Annotated in this window: 23 protein-coding genes; 13 read left to right on the forward strand and 10 right to left on the reverse strand. The window is 38.8% G+C overall.

Features of this window, described 5'->3' with window-relative positions; all coding sequences use genetic code 11:
• Positions 1-30: 30 nt before the first annotated feature.
• Genes MKX72_RS02800 through thiD form a run of 6 tightly spaced genes read left to right on the forward strand, consistent with a single transcriptional unit; the run spans position 31 to position 4,586 of the window.
• The gene (locus MKX72_RS02800; RefSeq protein WP_028412579.1) at positions 31-654 is read left to right on the forward strand and encodes a thiamine phosphate synthase; all 624 of its coding nucleotides are present in this window, start codon (positions 31-33) and stop codon (positions 652-654) included.
• Positions 638-1,765, forward strand: a complete 1,128-nt coding sequence (gene thiO, locus MKX72_RS02805; protein ID WP_028412578.1) for a glycine oxidase ThiO — start codon at positions 638-640, stop codon at positions 1,763-1,765. Before MKX72_RS02800 ends, thiO begins: the two co-directional genes overlap by 17 nt.
• Positions 1,762-1,965, forward strand: a complete 204-nt coding sequence (gene thiS, locus MKX72_RS02810) for a sulfur carrier protein ThiS (protein WP_028412577.1) — start codon at positions 1,762-1,764, stop codon at positions 1,963-1,965. Before thiO ends, thiS begins: the two co-directional genes overlap by 4 nt.
• A 5-nt stretch (positions 1,966-1,970) precedes the next feature.
• Entirely contained in the window at positions 1,971-2,738 is a 768-nt protein-coding gene (locus MKX72_RS02815; protein WP_013055283.1) for a thiazole synthase, read from the forward strand.
• Positions 2,735-3,754: a thiazole biosynthesis adenylyltransferase ThiF gene (locus MKX72_RS02820; RefSeq protein WP_028412576.1), complete on the forward strand. Its 1,020-nt coding sequence runs from the start codon at positions 2,735-2,737 to the stop codon at positions 3,752-3,754. The genes MKX72_RS02815 and MKX72_RS02820 overlap by 4 nt, the downstream gene beginning before the upstream one ends.
• A gap of 22 nt (positions 3,755-3,776) precedes the next feature.
• Positions 3,777-4,586: a bifunctional hydroxymethylpyrimidine kinase/phosphomethylpyrimidine kinase gene (thiD, locus tag MKX72_RS02825; protein ID WP_028412575.1), complete on the forward strand. Its 810-nt coding sequence runs from the start codon at positions 3,777-3,779 to the stop codon at positions 4,584-4,586.
• A gap of 30 nt (positions 4,587-4,616) precedes the next feature.
• On the opposite strand, the gene gpmA is transcribed toward thiD, so the two are convergent.
• Positions 4,617-5,342 (reverse strand): 2,3-diphosphoglycerate-dependent phosphoglycerate mutase, encoded by a 726-nt coding sequence (gpmA, locus tag MKX72_RS02830; protein WP_047751687.1) that lies wholly within the window; start codon positions 5,340-5,342, stop codon positions 4,617-4,619.
• Between the two features lie 181 nt (positions 5,343-5,523).
• Here gpmA and MKX72_RS02835 point away from each other — a divergent pair, with 181 nt between their 5' ends.
• Positions 5,524-5,721 carry a hypothetical protein gene (locus MKX72_RS02835; protein WP_016762958.1) on the forward strand — a complete coding sequence of 66 codons (198 nt, stop codon included), beginning with the start codon at positions 5,524-5,526 and terminating at the stop codon, positions 5,719-5,721.
• 38 nt (positions 5,722-5,759) lie between these two features.
• On the opposite strand, the gene MKX72_RS02840 is transcribed toward MKX72_RS02835, so the two are convergent.
• On the reverse strand, positions 5,760-6,380 hold the full coding sequence (locus MKX72_RS02840) for an NAD(P)-dependent oxidoreductase (RefSeq protein WP_028412573.1): 621 nt from the start codon (positions 6,378-6,380) through the stop codon (positions 5,760-5,762).
• A 184-nt stretch (positions 6,381-6,564) separates the two neighbouring features.
• On the opposite strand from MKX72_RS02840, the gene MKX72_RS02845 reads away from it, so the two are divergent.
• Complete coding sequence (locus MKX72_RS02845; protein WP_033580654.1) at positions 6,565-7,830, forward strand: hemolysin family protein; 1,266 nt, start codon at positions 6,565-6,567, stop codon at positions 7,828-7,830.
• Positions 7,831-7,895: 65 nt separating this feature from the next.
• On the opposite strand, the gene MKX72_RS02850 is transcribed toward MKX72_RS02845, so the two are convergent.
• Positions 7,896-8,114, reverse strand: a complete 219-nt coding sequence (locus tag MKX72_RS02850; protein WP_013055290.1) for an alpha/beta-type small acid-soluble spore protein — start codon at positions 8,112-8,114, stop codon at positions 7,896-7,898.
• Positions 8,115-8,406: 292 nt separating this feature from the next.
• On the opposite strand from MKX72_RS02850, the gene MKX72_RS02855 reads away from it, so the two are divergent.
• A complete protein-coding gene (locus MKX72_RS02855) occupies positions 8,407-8,649 on the forward strand; it encodes a hypothetical protein (protein WP_034268022.1) in 243 nt (80 codons plus the stop codon).
• A gap of 23 nt (positions 8,650-8,672) precedes the next feature.
• Here MKX72_RS02855 and MKX72_RS02860 read toward each other — a convergent pair whose 3' ends face one another.
• From MKX72_RS02860 to MKX72_RS02890, 7 genes are all read right to left on the reverse strand, one after another.
• On the reverse strand, positions 8,673-9,782 hold the full coding sequence (locus MKX72_RS02860) for an ABC transporter ATP-binding protein (protein WP_025752961.1): 1,110 nt from the start codon (positions 9,780-9,782) through the stop codon (positions 8,673-8,675).
• Between the two features lie 139 nt (positions 9,783-9,921).
• The gene (locus MKX72_RS02865) at positions 9,922-10,824 is read right to left on the reverse strand and encodes a PucR family transcriptional regulator (RefSeq protein ID WP_033580652.1); all 903 of its coding nucleotides are present in this window, start codon (positions 10,822-10,824) and stop codon (positions 9,922-9,924) included.
• Between the two features lie 29 nt (positions 10,825-10,853).
• The gene (locus MKX72_RS02870) at positions 10,854-11,063 is read right to left on the reverse strand and encodes a YheE family protein (RefSeq protein ID WP_028412569.1); all 210 of its coding nucleotides are present in this window, start codon (positions 11,061-11,063) and stop codon (positions 10,854-10,856) included.
• 66 nt (positions 11,064-11,129) lie between these two features.
• The gene (locus tag MKX72_RS02875) at positions 11,130-12,290 is read right to left on the reverse strand and encodes a YheC/YheD family endospore coat-associated protein (protein ID WP_028412568.1); all 1,161 of its coding nucleotides are present in this window, start codon (positions 12,288-12,290) and stop codon (positions 11,130-11,132) included.
• The gene (locus tag MKX72_RS02880; RefSeq protein ID WP_155008655.1) at positions 12,287-13,636 is read right to left on the reverse strand and encodes a YheC/YheD family endospore coat-associated protein; all 1,350 of its coding nucleotides are present in this window, start codon (positions 13,634-13,636) and stop codon (positions 12,287-12,289) included. Before MKX72_RS02880 ends, MKX72_RS02875 begins: the two co-directional genes overlap by 4 nt.
• A 4-nt stretch (positions 13,637-13,640) precedes the next feature.
• Positions 13,641-14,720 carry a YheC/YheD family endospore coat-associated protein gene (locus tag MKX72_RS02885; RefSeq protein ID WP_049162846.1) on the reverse strand — a complete coding sequence of 360 codons (1,080 nt, stop codon included), beginning with the start codon at positions 14,718-14,720 and terminating at the stop codon, positions 13,641-13,643.
• A complete protein-coding gene (locus MKX72_RS02890; RefSeq protein WP_098626135.1) occupies positions 14,717-16,063 on the reverse strand; it encodes a YheC/YheD family endospore coat-associated protein in 1,347 nt (448 codons plus the stop codon). The genes MKX72_RS02885 and MKX72_RS02890 overlap by 4 nt, the downstream gene beginning before the upstream one ends.
• A gap of 187 nt (positions 16,064-16,250) precedes the next feature.
• Between MKX72_RS02890 and MKX72_RS02895 the strand changes: the two genes are divergently transcribed.
• From MKX72_RS02895 to MKX72_RS02910, 4 genes are all read left to right on the forward strand, one after another.
• Positions 16,251-16,601 (forward strand): YlbF family regulator, encoded by a 351-nt coding sequence (locus MKX72_RS02895; protein WP_013055299.1) that lies wholly within the window; start codon positions 16,251-16,253, stop codon positions 16,599-16,601.
• A 179-nt stretch (positions 16,602-16,780) separates the two neighbouring features.
• Positions 16,781-17,659: a Cof-type HAD-IIB family hydrolase gene (locus MKX72_RS02900; protein ID WP_028412564.1), complete on the forward strand. Its 879-nt coding sequence runs from the start codon at positions 16,781-16,783 to the stop codon at positions 17,657-17,659.
• Between the two features lie 344 nt (positions 17,660-18,003).
• Entirely contained in the window at positions 18,004-19,506 is a 1,503-nt protein-coding gene (locus MKX72_RS02905; protein ID WP_182029536.1) for a coproporphyrinogen III oxidase, read from the forward strand.
• Positions 19,507-19,620: 114 nt separating this feature from the next.
• A complete protein-coding gene (locus MKX72_RS02910) occupies positions 19,621-21,234 on the forward strand; it encodes a long-chain fatty acid--CoA ligase (protein WP_049162849.1) in 1,614 nt (537 codons plus the stop codon).
• Positions 21,235-21,239: the final 5 nt, after the last annotated feature.

A 21,239-nucleotide genomic window follows, 5' to 3' on the forward strand; every position in this document is an offset into this window, starting at 1 on the left:
CTTTATTCTGAATGGAAAGGTTTCGATCATGTGGATATTCCTAAATTTCATGTCATTACAACAGATAAGCAGCCAATCGAAGAGCTTCAAAAAATTTTAACGGCTATCGCGCCTTTTGCGGGCGCCATTCATATTAGAGAAAAAAAGAAAACAGCAAAGCAGATTCAATGTTTACTAGAAAGCCTACCATTTTGTCGCTCTAAAATTATTGTGAATGACCGAGTTGATGTAGCGCATGCTTTAAAAGCAAAAGGTGTACAGCTTGCCTATCATAGTTTAGACGTTTCGTTTGTTATAGACGCATTTCCTTCTCTTATTGTTGGAAAGTCAGTTCACTCTGTGGAAGAGGCTTTAGAAGCTGAAAAAGATGGTGCTCACTACATTTTATACGGACATATTTATTCAACACATTCAAAAAAAGAATTAAAAAGTCGAGGGATAGCGGCACTAAAAGAAGTAGTAGACGCTGTGCAGATACCGGTTATTGCCATTGGAGGAATTACACCTGTAAATGCCAAAGAGGTACTTCAAACAGGAGCACACGGTATAGCCGTGATGTCTGGTGTCATGCTTGCGCAAGATCCCCTGAAAGCGATTAAACAATATTCTCATATATGGACATCTGGAGGTGGAGAAAATGAAGCAGCATTATGATGTACTGTTAATCGGAGGAGGTATAATCAGCTCTTCTATCGCTTATCATTTGTCAAAACAAGGAGCGTCAGTAGCTATTCTTGAACGCAATCAAGTTGGTTGTGAAGCTTCAAGTGCAGCCGCTGGTATTTTAGGTGCTCAAGCTGAAATTGATGAAGAAGGTCCTCTTTTAGACCTTGCTATTAAGAGCAGAAGCATGTTTCCTGAACTGGTGAAGGAACTAAAAGAAAAAACGGCTATCGACGTAGAGCTCATTCAAAAAGGCTTATTAAAAGTCGCTGTAACAGAAGAAGATGCACACGTATTAAAGAAAAAAGCCGCTCAGCACCACCGGTGGGACAAAGATGTAAGATGGATCGATGTAAAAGAAGCGCGTTTGTTAGAACCCGGGCTCTCTCCAGACATATACGGAGCCATTACAATACCGGGAGACGGCCAGCTAGCTCCGGCTAAGTTAACACAAGCTCTTGCTCATGGAGCCTTGTATCACGGAGCAGATGTATTCGAATACTGTGACGTTCACTCTCTTATTATGGAAAATGAAACAGTAAAAGGGGTACAGACGTCCAAAGGCTCTTTTTATGGAGAAAAAGTAGTGATTGCAGCAGGCTCATGGGCTAAACGCTTTATTTCTTCTGAACATTTAGGCGAGGTGTTTCCTGTAAAAGGAGAGTGTATTGCTCTGCAAAGTCATAAGCCCCTGCTTTCTAAAACGATTTTTTTAGATGAAGGTTTTTACTTAGTCCCTAAGACTGGTGGAAGAATCGTAATCGGGGCAACTAAGCTGCAGCATGATTTTACTAAGACCGTTTCTGCACAAGGTATTCAATTTTTGCTGAATAAAGCTTCTGCGCTTCTGCCGGCCATTAAAGAAGCCACATTTGAAAAAGCATGGGCTGGTCTTCGTCCACAAACGAATGATGGCTGGCCTTATTTAGGAGAGCACCCTGAAATAGCGAATCTGCACATGGCTTTTGGCCACTACCGAAACGGTATTTTATTAAGCGCTGCAACTGGAAAAATTATGGCTGATGCTTTGTTAGGGAAAAAGCCAAATCATTCATTCTTTACATCATTTCAGCTAACGAGAGCAATGGAGGGAGTTCATTGAATCTAATTATTAACGGTAAGACCGTCACTGTCGGAGATGAAATTGAAACGGTCGAGCACTTGCTGCAGGCTCAGAGTCTGCATGAGCGAGTTGTAATTGTTGAATTAAACAAGAATATTTTGCAAAAAGAAGAACATAGCGATGCATGCTTAAAAGATGGAGATACATTAGAAGTTGTTTCATTTGTTGGAGGAGGATGAAGAGTATGTTAAAAATTGGACAGTATACATTTAATTCACGTTTATTATTAGGAACAGGGAAATTTCCGGACTTTACGACTCAGCGTCAAGCGGTAGAAGAGTCGGAAACAGAAATTTTAACATTTGCTGTTAGACGAATGGATATTTTTGATCAAAATCAGCCTAATTTATTAGAAGCACTTGATGTGAAGCGTTTCACTCTTTTGCCTAACACTGCTGGAGCAAAAAATGCAGAAGAGGCCGTACGTATTGCTAAATTAGCAAAGGCTTCTGGACTTTGTGACATGGTGAAAGTAGAAGTAATTGGATGTGATAAGACGCTGCTTCCTGATCCAGTTGAAACATTAAAAGCTAGTGAAGAACTGTTAAAAGAGGGCTTTACCGTTTTACCTTACACATCAGATGATGTTTTACTTGCGCGTCGTTTAGAGGAGTTAGGCGTACATGCCATTATGCCAGGAGCGTCGCCTATCGGTTCAGGTCAAGGTATTATTAATCCGTTGAACATGCGTTTTATCATTGAACAATCAACCGTTCCAGTAATTGTAGATGCAGGTATTGGAACGGCTTCAGACGCAGCTCAAGCTATGGAGCTAGGAGCAGATGGTGTGTTATTAAATACAGCTGTTTCAGGAGCAAAAGATCCTGTGAAAATGGCTCGTGCTATGAAGCTAGCGATTGAGGCAGGAAGAGCAGCATTTGAAGCAGGACGTATTGAAAAGAAACAATATGCAACGGCAAGCAGTCCAACAGAAGGGATGAGTATCGGTTGATTAATCGTTATTCCCGCCAAGAATTGTTTCAACCTATTGGAAAAGGCGGACAGCAGCAAATTCAAGAAAAGCATGTTCTGATTGTAGGAGCAGGTGCTCTTGGAACAGGGAACGCCGAGGCCCTTGCACGAGCGGGAGTAAAGAAAATAACGCTCATTGACCGCGATTATGTAGAGTGGAGCAACCTTCAGCGTCAGCAATTGTATAGTGAAAAAGATGCTGATAAAAGAATCCCAAAAGCAGTTGCCGCTAAAAAAAGGCTTCACGATATTAATCATGATGTAAAAGTAGAAGCCCACGTAGCGGACGGTACCCCTCAAGTTTTAGAACAGCTTGTTGAGGGGGTAGATGTTATGATTGATGCAACCGATAATTTTGACACACGCCTTGTAATGAATGATTTATCACAAAAATATGATATTCCTTGGATTTACGGAGCATGTGTAGGAAGTTACGGAATTAGTTATACTATCATACCAAGTGAAACACCGTGTTTATCCTGTTTGCTTGAATCTGTACCGCTTGGAGGGTTAACATGTGATACAGTGGGGATTATTAGTCCTGCTGTACAAATGGTAGTCGCTCATCAAGTAACAGAGGTGTTAAAAATATTAGTTGGAGACTGGAATGCGCTCAGGAGGGAACTTGTTTCGTTTGACGTATGGAAAAATGAGTATACGAGCATCAATGTGAACGTATTTCGCAAATCTGCTTGCCGCTCATGCGGCAGTGAACAAACGTATCCCTTTTTACAATATGAAAATCAAACGAAAACAGCTGTGCTATGCGGAAGAAACACGGTACAAATCCGTCCGGGCAAATCAGCCAAGCAGCCGCTGCAGTCTTTAGGTGAACGATTAAAAGAAAAAGGATATAAAATTGAACAAAATCCGTATCTGCTTTCTTTTTATGTAGATGATTACCGTTTAGTGATGTTTCAAGACGGGCGCGTCTTTGTCCATGGAACAAACGATATAGTAGAAGCAAAGTCACTTTATCATCGGTATATTGGGTAAGAAAGAGATGGAGGTTTCAAGCATGACAGTACCAAAAGCATTAACCATTGCTGGATCAGACAGCGGTGGAGGAGCAGGCATTCAAGCAGATTTAAAAACATTTCAAGAGCGTGATGTTTTTGGCATGTCTGTTATTACAGCTGTGACTGCACAAAATACAGTTGGCGTTCAAGGAGTTTATCCTTTAGAAGTAGAAGCAGTTGAAACGCAGTTAGATTCAATTGCGACTGACTTATTTCCTAATGCAGTGAAGACAGGTATGTTGTTCAGTGCTGATATTATTTACGCAGTGGCTCGTAAAATCAAACAGCACGGACTGCAAAATGTTGTAGTTGATCCCGTTATGATTGCAAAAGGCGGTCAATCTCTTCTTCAAAGAGAAGCTATACAGGCTCTAAAAGAATTATTGCCTCTTTGTGAAGTCATTACGCCGAACATACCGGAGGCGGAAGTCATCACGGGGAAAGAAATTCACACGATTGAAGACAGAAAAGAAGCGGCAAAACAGATGCATGAGCTAGGTGTAAAGCACGTGGTAATTAAAGGCGGACATGACCAATCTCATCAAGATATGATTGATCTAGTGTATGATGGTCATACGTATGTTGAAATCAAGCATGAAAAGATGAATACAAAGCATACACACGGGACGGGATGCACGTTTGCTGCTTGCGTCACGGCTGAACTAGCGAAAGGCAAAAGCGTAGTTGAAGCAGTTCAAACCGCTTCGGATTTTGTTCACTATGCGATTAAGCATACGCTTGAACTTGGTTCGGGACACGGTCCTACTAATCATTGGGCGTATAGAAAATACTTTCGTTCAAACATATAAAAAAACGTGCCTACAATCTAGGCACGTTTTTTATGAAGAAGGAATATGTGTCGGAATCTCTCCATCGATGCCTAAATAATAATGTCTAATGGGCTTTAAATTATCATCAAGCTCATAAACAAGCGGTACGCTTGTGGGAATATTCAAGTTCGCAATGCCATCAGGTGAAATGTTATCCAAATACTGCATCAGAGCTCTGATCGTATTACCGTGAGCGGAAATAATGACTCTTTTGCCAGCTTTAATAGAAGGAGCAATAGTTTTGTTCCAATATTCTAGAACCCGCTTTTCTGTATCGGCTAAGTTTTCCGTTACAGGAAATTGTCCCTTAGCTAATTCCTTATACTTAGGGTTGGAAGCTTCATAGCGAATATCTGTTGTCTCTAAAGCAGGAGGGCGTTCGTCCATCGACCTTCTCCACAAATGCACCTGCTCTTCTCCAAATTTTTTTGCGGTTTCTTCTTTGTTCAAACCTTGAAGAGCCCCGTAGTGTCGTTCATTCAGTCTCCAAGATTTATATACAGGAATCCACATGAAGTCCATTTGATGTAAGACAATCCATAGAGTACGAATGGATCGTTTTAAAACAGAAGTATAGGCGATATCAAAAGCATATTCGTTTTTCTTTAGCACTTTTCCGGCTTCTCGCGCTTCTTGCAATCCATTTTTAGAAAGGTCTACATCCGTCCAGCCTGTAAATTTATTTTCAAGGTTCCATACGCTTTGTCCATGCCTAATCAACACAAGTTTTATCATCATGTTCTCCTTTCAACAGTGACTAAGGACTCTATTCTTTTTTATTATGAGAAGGAAAGTGTTTTTTATCCTAAAAGCCGGGGAAAGGAGTTTTTAACATTTAGAAAAAGTGATGCTGAAAAGTAAAGCTTTAACTTTTTTACGCATATGATAAAAATAAAAAAGGAAGGGAAGATAGTGGATGAGTGACCAAGAACGTCAGATTCAAGCGCTGCACGGCCAGATTGAAGATTTAAAAGAAGAAATGTATCAGATGAAGCTTGATATTAGCACATTAGAGAAAGAAAAAGGAAAGCCTGTTTTGACACCGGCTCTCGTTGGTCAAATAGGAGGTTTTGTTCTAGGTGGATTAGCTATAATTGGTATTTTTTGGATGTAGAACTTTTCGTTTTGAAAACGAAAAGTTCTCCTGATTTTTCAATAAGCAATTCCAACGCGGCATTTTGGGAATTTTTGAGCCCATATTTCATGGTAGGTAAAGTGAGCGGTATCTCCCGTTGAAATTTTAACGGCATCTGCTGGCAAAATATCTTTTTCCACTCGGTATGTGCCTGTTACTTCACCATCAGGCAAGTAGGTTGGGCATATAACGGTCCAGTTTAGGTCACTTTCCTTCAAGTGTAAGTATCCTTTTAAATGATCTTCTGCTGCTCTGGTCGTTTTACGCTTCGATTCATTTGATTGAAAACGATACTTTTCCGGTTCCGTTCGTGACTGTAAAATACCTGCAGTTCCGATAGTAAGAATACGATGAACGCCGTAATGCTTCATGCTGTTTATAATAAGCGGAATACTTTTTGAAATGGTCTCTGCACCATCTGTATTTAACGCGCTGACTACGATATCTTGGTGCTTGAGGGCAAAGCTGATATTTTCTTGATCAAGGACATCGCCTTGTAAGATATGTAGGTTTGGATGACTAATCTTTAGCTTATTGCGGTCTCTAACAAGTACCGTAACGTCGTTTTCATCTTTTAGCATCATTTTTAATAAAGACTGTCCAACTCGTCCTGTTGAGCCTAATAGTAAAATTTTCATTGGTTGCACCCCTCTATAAAAGATAGTATCTATTCTTTAGAATATACAATTTGTATACTTATTCATAATAAAAAGCATGTGTAGCATAAAGTAATACAAAGTTGATGAAGAAAATATTCAACATCAAAAAAATTTGATATGATAAAAAGACAGAAAAATCAAAAAATAGGAGAGTGAATGTCTTTTGGGAGACTTGCCTCTGAATCAAATGATGATATTAGTCGTTTTGCTTATGTTATCAGCTTTCTTTTCATCTGCTGAGACAGCCTTTTCAAGCGTAAATAAAATTCGTTTAAAACATTACGCTGAGAAAAAATATCGAGGAAGTAAAAAAGCGCTGCATATTGCTGAACACTTTGAGCAGACGCTATCGACAATTTTAGTAGGAAATGTTGTCGTAAACATTGCTGCGTCCTCTTTGGCAGCTAAAATTGCCCTCGATGTGTTTAAAGGAAACCTAGCACTTGTGATTAGTATCATCGTTATGACCATCATCATTTTGATTTTTGGTGAAGTCTTGCCGAAATCGTTAGCGAAAGAGCATGCCGAATCTTTTGCGCTGATGATTTCTTCCTTGTTATTTCTTATTATTAAATTATTAACCCCGATTTCCTTCTTATTTTTACAGGTGAGAAAAGGAGCTTCTCACTTGTTAGCGTCTGCTCCTACACCAACGATTACAGAAGATGAAATTAAAGTGATGGTAGATTTAAGCGAAGAAGAAGGAACGATTAATAATATTGAAAAAGAGCTAGTTCATCGTTCACTCAATTTTAATGACATTGTGGTGGGGCAAATTTTAAAACCTAGAATAGATGTCACAGCAGTTGACGTAAATGCCGATATTGATTCGGTTTGTCAAATGTTTCTTGAAGAGAGATATTCGAGAGTCCCTGTATACGAAGATCATATTGATAACATTATTGGCATTTTATCAGAAAGAGAATTTTTAACCTGTTTAGTCCAAAGAAAAGAGATTTTTATTCGTGATTTGTTGAGACAACCTATTTTTGTAGTAGAATCCATGAAAATATCTGTACTATTGCCAGAGCTTCAAAAAAGTAAGGTGCACATGGCAATTGTAGTTGATGAGTTTGGTGGAACGGCCGGTCTTGTGACCTTAGAGGATATATTAGAAGAAATTGTGGGAGAGATTTGGGATGAACATGATGAAGCTGTTAAGTATGTACATCAGATAGGGGAAAAGGAGTACGAATTTAACGCAGACATCCCTATTGATGAATTTTTAACCTATGTAGCAGTTAGTTCTCCTGACAGCACGTGCCATACCTTAGGGGGATGGATATATGAGCAGTTTGATCATATTCCTGCTAAAGGAGACTTTTTCTCATATGAAGAGATATCGTTTACCATTAAGGAAGTAGAAAATCGACGCATTCGCAAAGTTTCCGTAAAATCATTTGCGAATAAGAATGAGGAAGCTGATTAAAAGAAATTAGAAAGCGCTCCAAGAGATCTTGGAGCGCTAAAGCCATAATATGAAATTAGTTAATATTAGTACTTGCCGCCTAAGTTTTGCTCAGCTAATTGTACTAAACGTTTTGTGATTTCGCCACCAACAGATCCGTTCGCACGAGCTGTTGCATCTGGTCCTAAGTTTACACCAAACTCACTAGCGATTTCGAACTTCATTTGATCGATAGCAGCTTGAGCACCAGGCGCTACTAACTTGTTTGATGAATTTCTGTTTGATGCGTTTTGATAATTTGCCATGTGTATTCATCTCCTCGTTAGATAAAATAGATTTAATGGTTGAGTTAGCTGGAGTTGAACCAGCCGAGCAGATGCATCGATTAGATCTGCTTGCCTACCGCGGCGTAACTCAATGTTTGCGAGCTGTTGTGCTCGGTTGTTACTAGTATTATGGCGAAAGGGAAAAAAACATATACATAGAATTTTATTGGTAATTTATAGAAATTTTTGTGTGGAGTTTGATAAAGAGTAAGAGAGTTTTATTCGGTGCATATTATAGGTACATATTGATCAGGTAAAGCGAGGTGTGCGGATGTCGATTTGTTCTTTATGTAATGGGTTTAGTGATGTACAAATGACGTGCAAAGCATGTGGAGAAGTGCTAGGGGATATGGGAAAAGTCAGCGATTATTTTGATGATTACAGTGCTTACATGGAAATCGATCAGTTAAAAGTAGAAAATGGGTATCCTAGTGATTTAGCAAATCACCAATGTATTCATCTCTTTTACTGCTCTACTTGTCACAGTGAGGAATTGAAGCAAATACAGGAATAAAAAAAGACCCCTAAGGGTCTTTTTTATTCGTGTTCAGCACGGATGCGCTGTTCAGATTCTGCATCAAAGAAATGCGCTTTGTTCATATCTAATGCTAAGTCTAGAGACTGAAGCGGTTTAATATCTGTTCTTGAATCTACGCGTGCTACAAAATCTTGTCCGCCAAGTTTAGAATAAAGCATGGTTTCAGCTCCCATTAACTCGGATACATCGACTTTAATGGTAACTTTTGTGCCGGGTGAAGATTCAATAAATACAGGCTCATCATGGAAATCTTCAGGACGGATGCCTAAAATAATTTGTTTATTTAAATATCCTTGCTCGCGAAGTATTTTCATTTTACCTTCCGGAACTGCAAGAAGAGAATCGCCTACTTGAACCTTTCCGTCTTTTAACGTTCCGGTTAAGAAGTTCATAGCAGGAGAACCAATAAACCCGCCTACAAATACATTTTCAGGTTTTTCATATACTTCTTTTGGTGTACCAACCTGCTGGATAATCCCATCTTTCATAACAACCAGACGAGAAGCCATTGTCATTGCTTCGGTTTGGTCATGTGTTACGTAAATTGTTGTTGTACCCAAACGCTGGTGAAGCTTCGCAATTTCAGAACGCATTTGCACACGTAATTTCGCGTCTAAGTTTGATAAAGGTTCGTCCATTAAGAAGACCTTAGCATCACGAACGATTGCACGACCTAGAGCTACACGCTGACGCTGTCCGCCGGATAATGCTTTTGGCTTGCGCTCTAAGTATTGCTCAAGTCCTAAAATACGAGCGGCATCTTTTACGCGGCGTTCGATTTCATCTTTTGGTAATTTACGAAGTTTTAAGCCGAAAGCCATGTTGTCATATACGCTCATATGCGGATACAATGCGTAGTTTTGGAATACCATTGCAATATCGCGATCTTTTGGAGCAACGTCATTTACACGCTTGCTGTCAATATAAAAATCACCTTTGGAAATTTCCTCTAGCCCTGCAACCATACGAAGCGTTGTCGATTTCCCGCAGCCTGAAGGCCCAACAAATACAATAAATTCTTTATCTTGAATGTGAAGGTTAAAATCTTTTACCGCCGTCACATCTTTATCATACATTTTATAAATATGTTCTAAACGTAATTCAGCCATTTCCATTTCCCCCTTGTATGTACTCTGTGAAACCGTTTTCTTAACTCTAGTGTAATTTTTTTTAATGAAACGGTAAATGGCAAACATGCACAAAAAAAAGAAAGAGTTTTCGTGCACTATTTACGAAAACCCTTTCATTTTATTTTTTATCCTGCGAATTTTTTAACGCAAGAATAGCTAAGTAAGCAGACACAGCTCCTGTGAAGTGTTTGATATCAAGGTGTGTGCGATCAATAAATTTCTCAATTCTATACTGCAAGCTGTTGCGATGCATGTACAAATTCTTAGCAGCAAGAGATACGTTTAAATTACATTCTAAATAAACTTTAATCGTTTCTAAAAGATCTCCATCATCTTTTACTAAGTCAAGTAAATGTATCATATGATTTTGGATTGCCTCTGAAGACTCTTGCAGAACCAAATGGGGTAAAACGTCGGTAAAATGGATAACATGGTTTTGTTCGACTGTATGCTTAATTTGATAAAACCATTTCTTTTCACGCTCAAAAATTAATCGCGGTGAAGACGGAAAAAAGTGAATTTGTCCTTCAAAGAACTGAATTGAAGTTTCAAAATCATGACATAGCACCTCGATAGAATCTGATAAATTTTCAGTTAAGTCATTAGGATCATCAAAGGTTTCGATAACGATACCTGATTGTTTATCAATCCACAACACAGTAATCGAGGTAGAATACAAGGCGTGAAGCGCATTTTCAAACTCTATTTTTTGTTCAAACAAACGTTTAATTAAAAACTGGGTAAAGCGAAAAGAATGGTGCGTATGATGAGAGTGAATGACTTTTTCAGGTGCTTTAAATAACAGGTTTGACCAATACAATTGTTCTGGCGTCAGGAAAGAAACTTCCTCATCATAAGGCGTTAAAAAAGCAGAAAGTAATGCCTGCTCTTTTTGAGACAAAGCCGTGTGTTCAATTCCAATGAAGCCTTCATCACATGAAAACCATTTGTATCGTTCAAATTGAGAAGGGATTTTAGCCTTAATCATTTTATCCCCAAATAGTGTGTGCAGCTGTTTCATCTGTGCTCGTTCCCTTCGGTGAAAGCTTACTATTCATAAACGTGAAAAAGCATAAGCTCATGAATATAATCAATTAATTGTGTTTCATCTATTTGATTAGAAAGCGCAGTTTTCCATACAATTTGTCCATCTTTTAAATAATCAGCCTCGTAATAAACCCGATTCATATAAAACGAGATGTGCCAGCCCGGCATTCGATTATTTTGATACAGTGGTTTAACCTGAAAATGTGCAACCATAAAGAAAATCTCCTTTCTCAAGTAGTTATTATAAGCTTACCATGAGAAAAGGAGATGAAAAATCATTTAATCTAAAAATTTTGTTAATTTGTAAAATATGTTGCATATGTGTTTAGCACCTTGCGTTTGAATGTCTGTTTCATCAAAAATCATCGGTTTTGCATTCACTTCAAACAGATAATAATGACCTTGGACTGACTTTGCCATATCAAGAGAAAATTCTTCAATGAGAGGGAAGGACTTTTGAAGGACTTGCCCGCACGTATTTACAAAAGACGAAAGAAAGGAAGTATCTACTTCATCTTCAAGATCTTGAGAAGGTGAAATGCTTCCGCCGTTTAACGTATGTGTTGTAATGGAGTGATAGGGACTATGTCGAATACCGACGCCGCTAATAACATACCGGCTATCTTTGTGATGCGCTAAAATACGTAAGTCATAGCGCCGGTCTTTGAATGGCTGCGTCTCAATTGCTTCTTGAATGAGATAAGCAGACCTGGGAAGGTCAATTGCTTGTAAAGAAGAAAATTCTTCTTTGCGTGTATGATCTTGATAAATAATCGTATGCTTATCGGAAGATAATCGGAAAATTCCAGCGCCTTTACTGCTGTTAATAGGCTTAAAATAAAGAGAAGAGTGTTTTTGCAGAAGCTTAGCAATATCAATTTCTGGTGTTAAACGATAGGTTTTAGGAAGGTGAGAAGATAATAGTGGATGTTTTGAAAATAACTGATACACTTTCCATTTTGAAAAAAAAGCGGAATTAAAAAGGGGGATGTGCCTGCTTTTTATTTTTTTGTGTAAAGATTTCAGCTTTTTGGTTTCTGATTTTCTTCCTGGATAACGATTATATATAACGTTTGGCAGCGGCAAAGTTGTTTTGATCCACTGCTTTTTTGCCCCGTCAAAGCAATACCCTTCAAAGAAGTGATGAGACATTGTTTCTTCAGCGAATAAAGCAAGAAGCCCGCCTTTCTCTTGCAGGGTATGATGTAAGAGTTCTAATAAAGGACGCTGTTTTACATTCAGTTTTTCCAAAACAGCTTTGTTCGTTAAAACTCCCACAATAGGACCTGCTTTTTCTCCTTTTAAACGAAGAAAAGCTTGAGTAGAAGAAATGCTTTGAGTAAAGGGAAGTTCAATTTCTTGAACTCCCCATGTGTAAGATGCTGAAGGATTATTATGAAACCACTGCTGCTTTTCTTTGTGATAGTAAATTGTAATCATATGCTGATGCCTTCAGGTGTATTTAGATAGTATCCAGATAAGTAAATCGCATATTCTAGAGAAAGTTTTCTAGTTTGTTGATCCGCTTTTCGTAAGGCAGGGTGTGAAAAAATAGAGCGACCGGGCTTAGAGTTAGCTTCAAACAGCCACACGTTTCCTTGATAATCCACTCCAAAATCGAATCCAAGCTCTCCAATTAATCCGTTCAACTCCTGTTCAAGTATATGACTAATTGAGATAGCGGCATCTTTTAGCTTATTTTCGATTTCTTTTTTGTAAGAAGGGTTAGTGAATATTTTGGCTGTAGCTTCAATTTCTCCGCCGTAATCAAGATGCGTAGTGATGCTGTTGGGACCGGCTACTTTAGCAGCTAGAGCAGTAAGCACCCATTGGTTATTCCCGTCTTTATTCGTATGCACGCGAAAGTCTACACAGCGCTTTTCTTTTTTGATTAATGAAATACCTTGCTGAGCAATGTATGAAGGATTAGTAAGTAAATATTCAAATTCTGATAATAGTTCCTCTAAGGTTTCTTTTTCTTGAACATGAAGACCTTTTTCTCCTTTGTAAGTCAGCGTGTACATGGAATCTTTAAAAGCTAGCGTATAAATGCCGCGGCCTAAGCTTCCGTTTTTCGGCTTTAAATAAACGGTTTGATGAAGAAGCAGAAGTTTTTTTATTTGCTCACACGAAGGACTTTCAACCGTGTAAGGTAACAAATAGGCTGTCTGCTCGTTCAGTTTTAAAAGCTCATGAATTTCCCACTTGTTGAAAAAATCAGGATTAAAAAATGGAATGCCGTAATCAGTCATCACCTTTTCTTTAATGAACTTAAAAGGAGCTAACCCCTCTGTTTTTCGATTTGGCAAACGGTTATATACAACGTTAGGAAGCGGGACTTCATGCTGTGTCCAGCCGCTTTCCTCGTAAAAATAGCCGTTTATGGTCCCGGTTTCCCAGTTGATATGATGAGTTCCAAAAATAAAAGGAAGTCCCCCTGTTATACTTGCAGTAGAAAGAAGTTTAGCTAAGTGAAGGGAACGCTTTCCAATTGGCCGCAGCAGAGAACCAGTAAAACCAGCTGATAACACACCAATTAAAGGTCCTAAGTGAATGGTCTCATTCACAATAATAGGGTGCATCATATGAGCGAAAGGAATTTGCAGTTTTGTCATTAGCTCAGCTGAAATCTGAATTTCTTCACATTCTGAAGATTGTATAAGGCATGGAGCTGTCATTGTTCCAAAAGCTGCTTGTTTCAAGGAGTCTTTGTAAAGAGATGCAGGAACAGAAAGATCGCATCCTAGCTGCTCTACTACAACAAGGCGAGTAAGAGTTTTTTTCATAGCATTACTCCTTACGATACGATAGTGTGTTAGCTAAATAGATGCAGTAAGACAGGACATTTTTATACATGACTTCTTTTTGTTCAGGAGCTGTCTCCATTACGATTTTTCTTCCTGGTTTCGAATTTAAATCTAGAATCCAGATGCTGAAGTCTCTCGAGATACATAAATCAATACCTAATTCAAAAAGAGAAGGAAAATGATTTTCCAGCACGGACGGAATCGTTTTACAAATGGTGTTGATTTCATCCATTACATATTGACGGTGAACGCGAGGGATGCGAGGCAGCAAGTTCTCAAAAGGTACAATAGAGGCTCCTGAACTTACATTTGTTACGATGGAGTCTCGTTCACCTTGTCTAATTCCTCTTCCAATTTCTTTCCAAGCACCATCGTTTCCTTTTTGTAATAGCAGTCTTATATCAAAAGGAGTGCGCTCATAAGGGAAAAATGAAATATGGGGCTGAGCAATATACAATACATCACGGGCCGTTTTCGTAAACCAGTTCTTAAACTCCTGAAAAGAGGAAAATAGAATGGTGTTTACAATGTCATTTTGTTGATAAGAAGCTTCAATTTCACGTCCACGCTGTCTTAATTTCACAATTCCTTTACCTTGTGAGCCGTTGGCAGGCTTAATCATTAGGCTATCGTTTGTTCGAAGCAGCTGAACAAGCTGCTCTACACTTTCGATTGGAGTGGTAGGAGGAATATATGAAGATAAATAGCTATCTTTTTTAATGGCTTCATAGACATCTAGCTTATTGGGCAATCCATGGCCTAAAAATGTAACATCTTCCCGCTGTTTAAGCCAGTTTACAATAGGGCGAGCCTTATTAGACAGCGAGTCTTTTCGATAAAAGCAGCGATCGTAAATAAACGAAGGAAGTAAAAAGGAATCTTCTATCCATTTCTTTTGTTGTAAATCGTAGCGGAAGCCTTCAATATTTTCGGTGTTAGGATGAATGTTAAAAGGAGTAAAACGGTATATTTCAATTGAAAACTCAGAAGCATGTTTAGCAATTTCGGTCACATACTCCACTTCTTGCTGTGGGTGAATCGTTAAAAAGCCTAATGAAATCATCGTAAATCCTCCTTGGCAAATTGAAAATTCGTTGCATGCAGACAATAATCAAGCAGTGCTTTTGTTGAGGGACGAACAGAGAAAGCGCTTGAATCTAATTGTTTGGAAGGTTTGACATTTACTTCAATAATCCAAGGCTTTCCTTCTTGATCAATCGCTAAATCAATACCAAATTCTGCATAAAGTTCAGACGGGTGAGAAAGCTGTGTGCAAATTTCAATCGCAATCTCTTTTAAAAGTGAAAGGATATGGCGCGTCGTTTTTGAATCATAGAGCTGAGTTAAAACTTGCTGAGGAGGATGAATATCCCCTCCACGAGCAAGATTTGAGACGAAATTGCCGGGTTTTGATACACGTGTGACAATGGACGTGATTTTCCACGTCAAGTCGTCTTTTTTATGACAGAGAATGCGGAAATCAAAAGGGCACTGTTTGTATGTCTGCAGTGAAATTCCTTCTTGGATGAGAAACCCTTGCCTTTTTAATTGACTATAAAGCGTTTCAAATAAGTCATAGAGAGATTCATATTCTTTTTCATACGTGTGTGTAAACGTTGTATAGTCTAAAATATACTTTTCTTTCTTTGAAATTTTAAAAATATTTTTTCCTTGGCTACCATGAACAGGCTTCAGAAAAACATCGTCATGAAGTTCCAAAGCGTCAAGAAGATCTTGACGTGAACGAAGCTGATACGTTTTTGGCAAATATGGAAGCAAGTGTACAACATCTTTAAGCTGTTGAAAAACCGTCCATTTATTTAAGTAGCGTGCGTTAAAGAAAGGAACGTCATGCTCTTTCAAAAATGTTTTAAAGGTTTGAAAATCAGCGCTTTGCTCGGTTTTCCTGGCATGAATCCGGTTGTGTACGATTCCCGGAAAGGGAACGTCTGAATAAACCCATCGATCACCGCGATAAACATATCCTTTAGGGGACAATGACTTCACGTCGCTCAATTTGCTCACATAGCAAAAACACCCTAACTCCTTGCAAGCTTGAACAAATTCCTTACAAAATACAGAAATGGAGCCAAAGGGTTCTTCATCTTCTCGAACTTCTGTTACGATGCTAATCACGGGTCCCATCCTAAACGTGTTCTCTTCGTAAATGCCTCTCAGCTGATGCGTTTCATACGGAAAGCGAAAGTCTGCAAATAGAGCTTCCGACATCATGAAGCAGCATTCTCGATGCTGAAAAACAGTGGCTTTGACTTCTTTTGTGATGGAGCCTACTGTTAACGTAAACTCGTGCTTGCATTTCACACGTGAGAACAGAGCAGAACTAATGTAAATGTCGTCGCTCATATGGTTCTCTAGTGGTTTTAGAGAAATGGTAAAAGTATTCATAAACGAATCCTCTTTTTCTTTCCTTTAGTAGGCGAATGCTGATATATACTATGAGGAATTAGCCCAATCTGTGAAGAGAATTTATCGTTTTCTGAGAAAATAAAGGTCTTAAGCTGAATTTTATATAATAATTTGTTATAGTTAGGGAAGTCAAGAAATTATAGAACTGAATTAGGAGGAACTTAACGTGTCTGTAAACTTACATGATGTAGCAAATGATTTAGAAAAAGCAATTCGTCAAAGCGACGATTACACAAACTTAAAAAACTTATATGCAGCAGTAAACGCTGATCAAGGTTCAAAACAATTATTTGAGCGTTTCCGTACAATGCAAATGGAGCTGCAACAAAAGCAAATGATGGGCCAAGAGATCACTGAAGAAGAAGTTCAGCAAGCTCAACAAACAGTTGCAATCGTTCAACAAGATCAAAATATCGCGAAGCTAATGGAAGCTGAGCAACGTATGAGCATGGTAATTGGTGAATTAAACAAAATTATCATGAAGCCACTTGAAGAACTTTACGGTGCGGCTGAATAAGAGATAGAGAAAAGAGGAAAAGAGAAATCTTTTCCTCTTTTTTTATGCGGAAATTCCTTCTAATTGTGCAGTTCTGCTCATAAGCTTAGTAACAAGGCTACACATGCCGACTATCATGAAAAGGTCATTTATAACCGTATCCTAACGGATTAGACATCTATGAAAGAAGGGGTTCTCATATGGCTTATCGATTGCTAGCGTTGAATATTGATGGAACCATTTTAAATAGCCAAGGGCGCGTTACAAAAGAAACGAAAGACGCAATTCAATTTGTGAAAAATAAAGGGGTTTACGTTACGTTAGTAACAAACAGGCATTTTCCGTCTGCTAAAAAAATTGCTCGATCACTTAAAGTTCATCCAGCAATGCTCATTACTCATAGCGGTGCCTTTATCGGAACATCGATAGACAAACCGATACTAGATAAGAGAATTAGCGAGGAAAAAACATTTAATCTCATTCAGCTTTTTGAAAATTTTAATTGTCATGTCCGCATTTTGCATGAAAGGTTTTCAATTGGAAATCGTGTAAAGCTTCCTAATAATATTGTAGCTAAAAGCGTGTTAAAAACGGGAGAACCGCTCTTTTATCCCGTGCAGTTCGTAGATTCATTAGGAGATACGCTTCGTGATGAACCTGTTTCTACTCCAAAAATAGAAGTGTATTTTGCAGATCGTAGAGAAAAAGAATACGCTGAGCAAACAATTGCCAGTGCAGTTCCGGATATTGAATGGTTTTCGTATCCAAATGAAAATAGATGCTATATTACGCCAAAAGGAGCCACAAAAGCTGCCGGCGTTCGTTATGTAGCAAATCGTCTAGGGATACCGATGGAAGACGTAGTAGCCATTGGAAATTGCTATGATGATGTAGAAACGATTGAACACGCGGGAATGGGTGTGGCCATGGGCAATTCACCAACGGAATTAAAAATGCTTGCGGATTGGGTTACTCGTTCTAATAATGAAAATGGTGTAGCCTATATGGTGAAAGAATTATTTAGAAAGCAGCAGCGTCTTGGTTATCTTCATCAAATTGACAGCTTTCGTTTAAAATAAATAAAAGTATGTTAGTTGAAGGGGAATCCGAACGAAGAATCCAACTCGTTCGGATTTTTTTCATTGGTAGGATAAACGTCAGCTTCACGTATGTAGCTGTTTCTAACTGTTGATTGAAGGGCAAGGCGAAGACTCCTGCGTAAATCAACAGAAGTGTAACAAGCAATTCATATGAGCTTATTTATCCCATTTGTTCGTCTGTAGGTTGAATTAATGTAATTATGGCTCAATCTCTTTTTCCGTTTGTTTCCTGTCCGCGTATTCCCTTGAGCTGAGCACCTTGACCGGACATACGTAGGTTTTGTAAACTGATTACTTAGATAGAATTGATTTGAAAGGTGATTATATTGAACATTTATATAAAAGGTATAGAAGATGAGCGTTTTTTACGTCCGCTTCACCGAATTTCAGATTTGTTTTTTGAAGAAAGCAACGTCTCCTTTGAGGATGATAACGAAGCTCAGCTGAAGGTTGAAGTAGAGCTAAAAGTTCATGAAGAAATTTATGCGAAAGCAGTGCTGCATGATGCTGCAACGGACAAGGTGTTTACAGAAGAGCTTTCTAAATCGTTTACGCCGTATGAAACAGAAAAAGAAAAATTCAAGCAAATAAAAAATGTGGTGCTTCGCGTCTACTTATCTGTGTTACAGGAGTATACAAACATTGTTCAAAAATGGGGTATTTTAACCGGTATACGTCCAACGAAGTTGCTTCATATGAAACTGCAGTCAGGCAAAAGTAAAGAACAAGCACATCGTGAGCTAAAGGAAGAATATTTAATCACTGATGACAAAATTAATTTAATGCAGCATATTGTGGATCGTCAACTAGCAGCTATTCCCGATTTACATGAGTTAAAGAACGAGGTAAGCATTTATATAGGCATTCCGTTTTGTCCGACGAAGTGTGCATACTGTACATTCCCAGCCTATGCGATTAACGGACGTCAAGGATCTGTTACGTCATTTTTAGGCGGCTTGCATTATGAGATGCGTGAAGTAGGGAAATGGTTAAAAGACAATGACGTCAAGATTACAACCGTCTATTATGGCGGAGGCACACCAACGAGCATTACGGCTGAAGAAATGGACATGCTGTATGAAGAGATGTATGAATCGTTCCCTGATGTACAAAATATCCGTGAAATTACGGTAGAAGCAGGAAGACCCGATACGATTACGGAAGAAAAGCTAGCTGTTTTGAACAAATGGAATATTGACCGGATTAGTGTAAATCCGCAGTCTTATATTCAAGAAACCTTAAAAGCTATTGGACGTCATCATACAGTTGAAGAAACGATTGATAAATTTCATCTTTCTCGAAAAATGGGGATGAATAACATTAACATGGACTTAATTATTGGGCTTCCAAATGAAGGTGTAGAAGAATTTCAGCATACGCTAGACGAATCTAAAAAATTGCTTCCTGAATCTTTAACTGTTCATACGCTATCGTTTAAACGCGCGTCTGAAATGACTCAAAATAAACGGAAATACAAAGTAGCAGATCGCTATGAAATTGGTAAAATGATGGATTTAGCGACTGAGTGGACTCAAGAACAAGGATATGAACCTTATTATTTATATCGCCAAAAAAATATTTTAGGTAATTTAGAGAACGTTGGATATTCATTCCCTGGTCAAGAGAGCCTGTACAATATTATGATCATGGAAGAAAAGCAGACGATTATTGGCCTTGGGTGCGGGGCATCCAGTAAGTTCGTGCATCCAGAAACAGGCATTATTACAAGGTTTGCGAATCCAAAAGACCCAAAATCGTACAACGATGGATTCGAGCACTATACGCAAGAGAAACTCAAGATTTTAGATGAATTGTTTAGGAAATAAAAAGGTCACTTTTTAGTGATCTTTTTTATTTTCAGCAGGGAAATGTCGGAATCTGTTGAATATATAAGAAAGTTGTAAGCGTTTTCTTATTATGACGATGCGAGGTGCCGCTTAATGATGAATGTACAGTTAACCGTACCATCTATGATGGAAAGAGCTGAAAAGCTGTTTGGTAAAAAAGAAGTGGTTTCTAAATCTTCAAAAGGGATTCAACGTTTAACTTATAATCAGTTAATAAAACGGACTCGGCAGCTCTCTAGTATGCTAGAACGAATTGGAGTGAAGCGAGGAGAAAGAGTCGGAACGTTTGCATGGAATCATCATAGACATCTAGAGGCTTATTTTGCTGTACCGGGAATAGGCGCTGTGCTTCACACAATTAATATCCGGTTAGATTCTGAGCAAATTGTATACATCATTAACCATGCACACGATAAAGTCATTTTACTTGATGAATGCTTTTTACCTTTATTTGAAAGCATTCATCAAAGGCTTCCACATGTTGAAGCCTATATCCTTATGTCAGATGAAGGTGAGCTGCCAGAAACAGAGTTGCCAGTGTATCATTACGAAAATTGGATTCAGCAAGGGGATGCATCGCATTCCTTTGTTCAAGATTTAAGCGAAGAAGAACCAGTAGGCCTTTGTTATACCTCTGCTACTACAGGAGAGCCAAAGGGCGTTGTATATTCTCATCGCGCTATTTATTTACACTGTATGGCGCTAGGACTTGCTGATAGTGCTGGATTATCAGAAGGTGATACCGCTATGCCTATCGTTCCAATGTTTCATGTAAATGCATGGGGAATTCCTTTTGCTGCGGTCTGGTTTGGGACAAAGCTCGTGCTGCCGGGCGCTTTTTGTACCTCAGAGACGATTGCCTCTCTCATTGAACAAGAGAAAGTAACTCTTGCTGCAGCAGTACCTACCGTTTGGTTAAATTTTTTACAAGAGTTAGAAAAAAAGCCTTACGCAGTTGATAGTTTGCGGGCTATTTTATGCGGCGGATCAGCGGCCCCAAAAAGCGTCATTCGAGAATTTCAGGAAAAATATCAAATTGAATTTATGCATGCATACGGAATGACGGAAACAAGCCCTGTTGTAACCGTCTCCCGCTTAAAAAGCTATCAGTACAGCGAAGACCCTGAGTATCAGCTCAGCGTAAAAGCGAAGCAAGGTTTCTTAGTTCCTGGCGTTGAAATGAAAGTAATAGGTCAAAATGGAGAAGTTGCTTGGGATGGAGTGGAAATGGGTGAGCTATTACTAAAGGGGCCATGGGTAGCTTCTGAATATTACAAGGATAAAAGAACAGAAGATACGTTTAAAGACGGCTGGCTGTATACGGGAGATATTGTGACGGTTGACGAAGAGGGAACGATCAAAATTGTAGACCGAACAAAAGATTTAATTAAAAGCGGAGGAGAATGGATTTCATCGGTTGATCTAGAAAACGCGCTGATTGCCCATGAATCTGTTTTCGAAGCCTGTGTCATAGCAGTCCCTCATAAGGTGTGGCAAGAGCGTCCAGTTGCTTGTGTCGTGTTAAAAGATGCATATAAAGGTGTCGTTTCGTCAGAAGAGCTGCTCAAATTTTTAGCGCCGCAGTTCGCAAAATGGTGGCTTCCAGATGACATTTTATTTATGGATGAAATCCCAAAGACAACGGTCGGAAAGTTTTTAAAACGTACGCTTCGTGAACAAGTCCTCAATCATTATCAGAAAGGGTGAGTAAA

Source organism: Priestia sp. FSL R5-0597 (assembly GCF_038006305.1).
Lineage (GTDB): Bacteria > Bacillota > Bacilli > Bacillales > Bacillaceae_H > Priestia > Priestia zanthoxyli.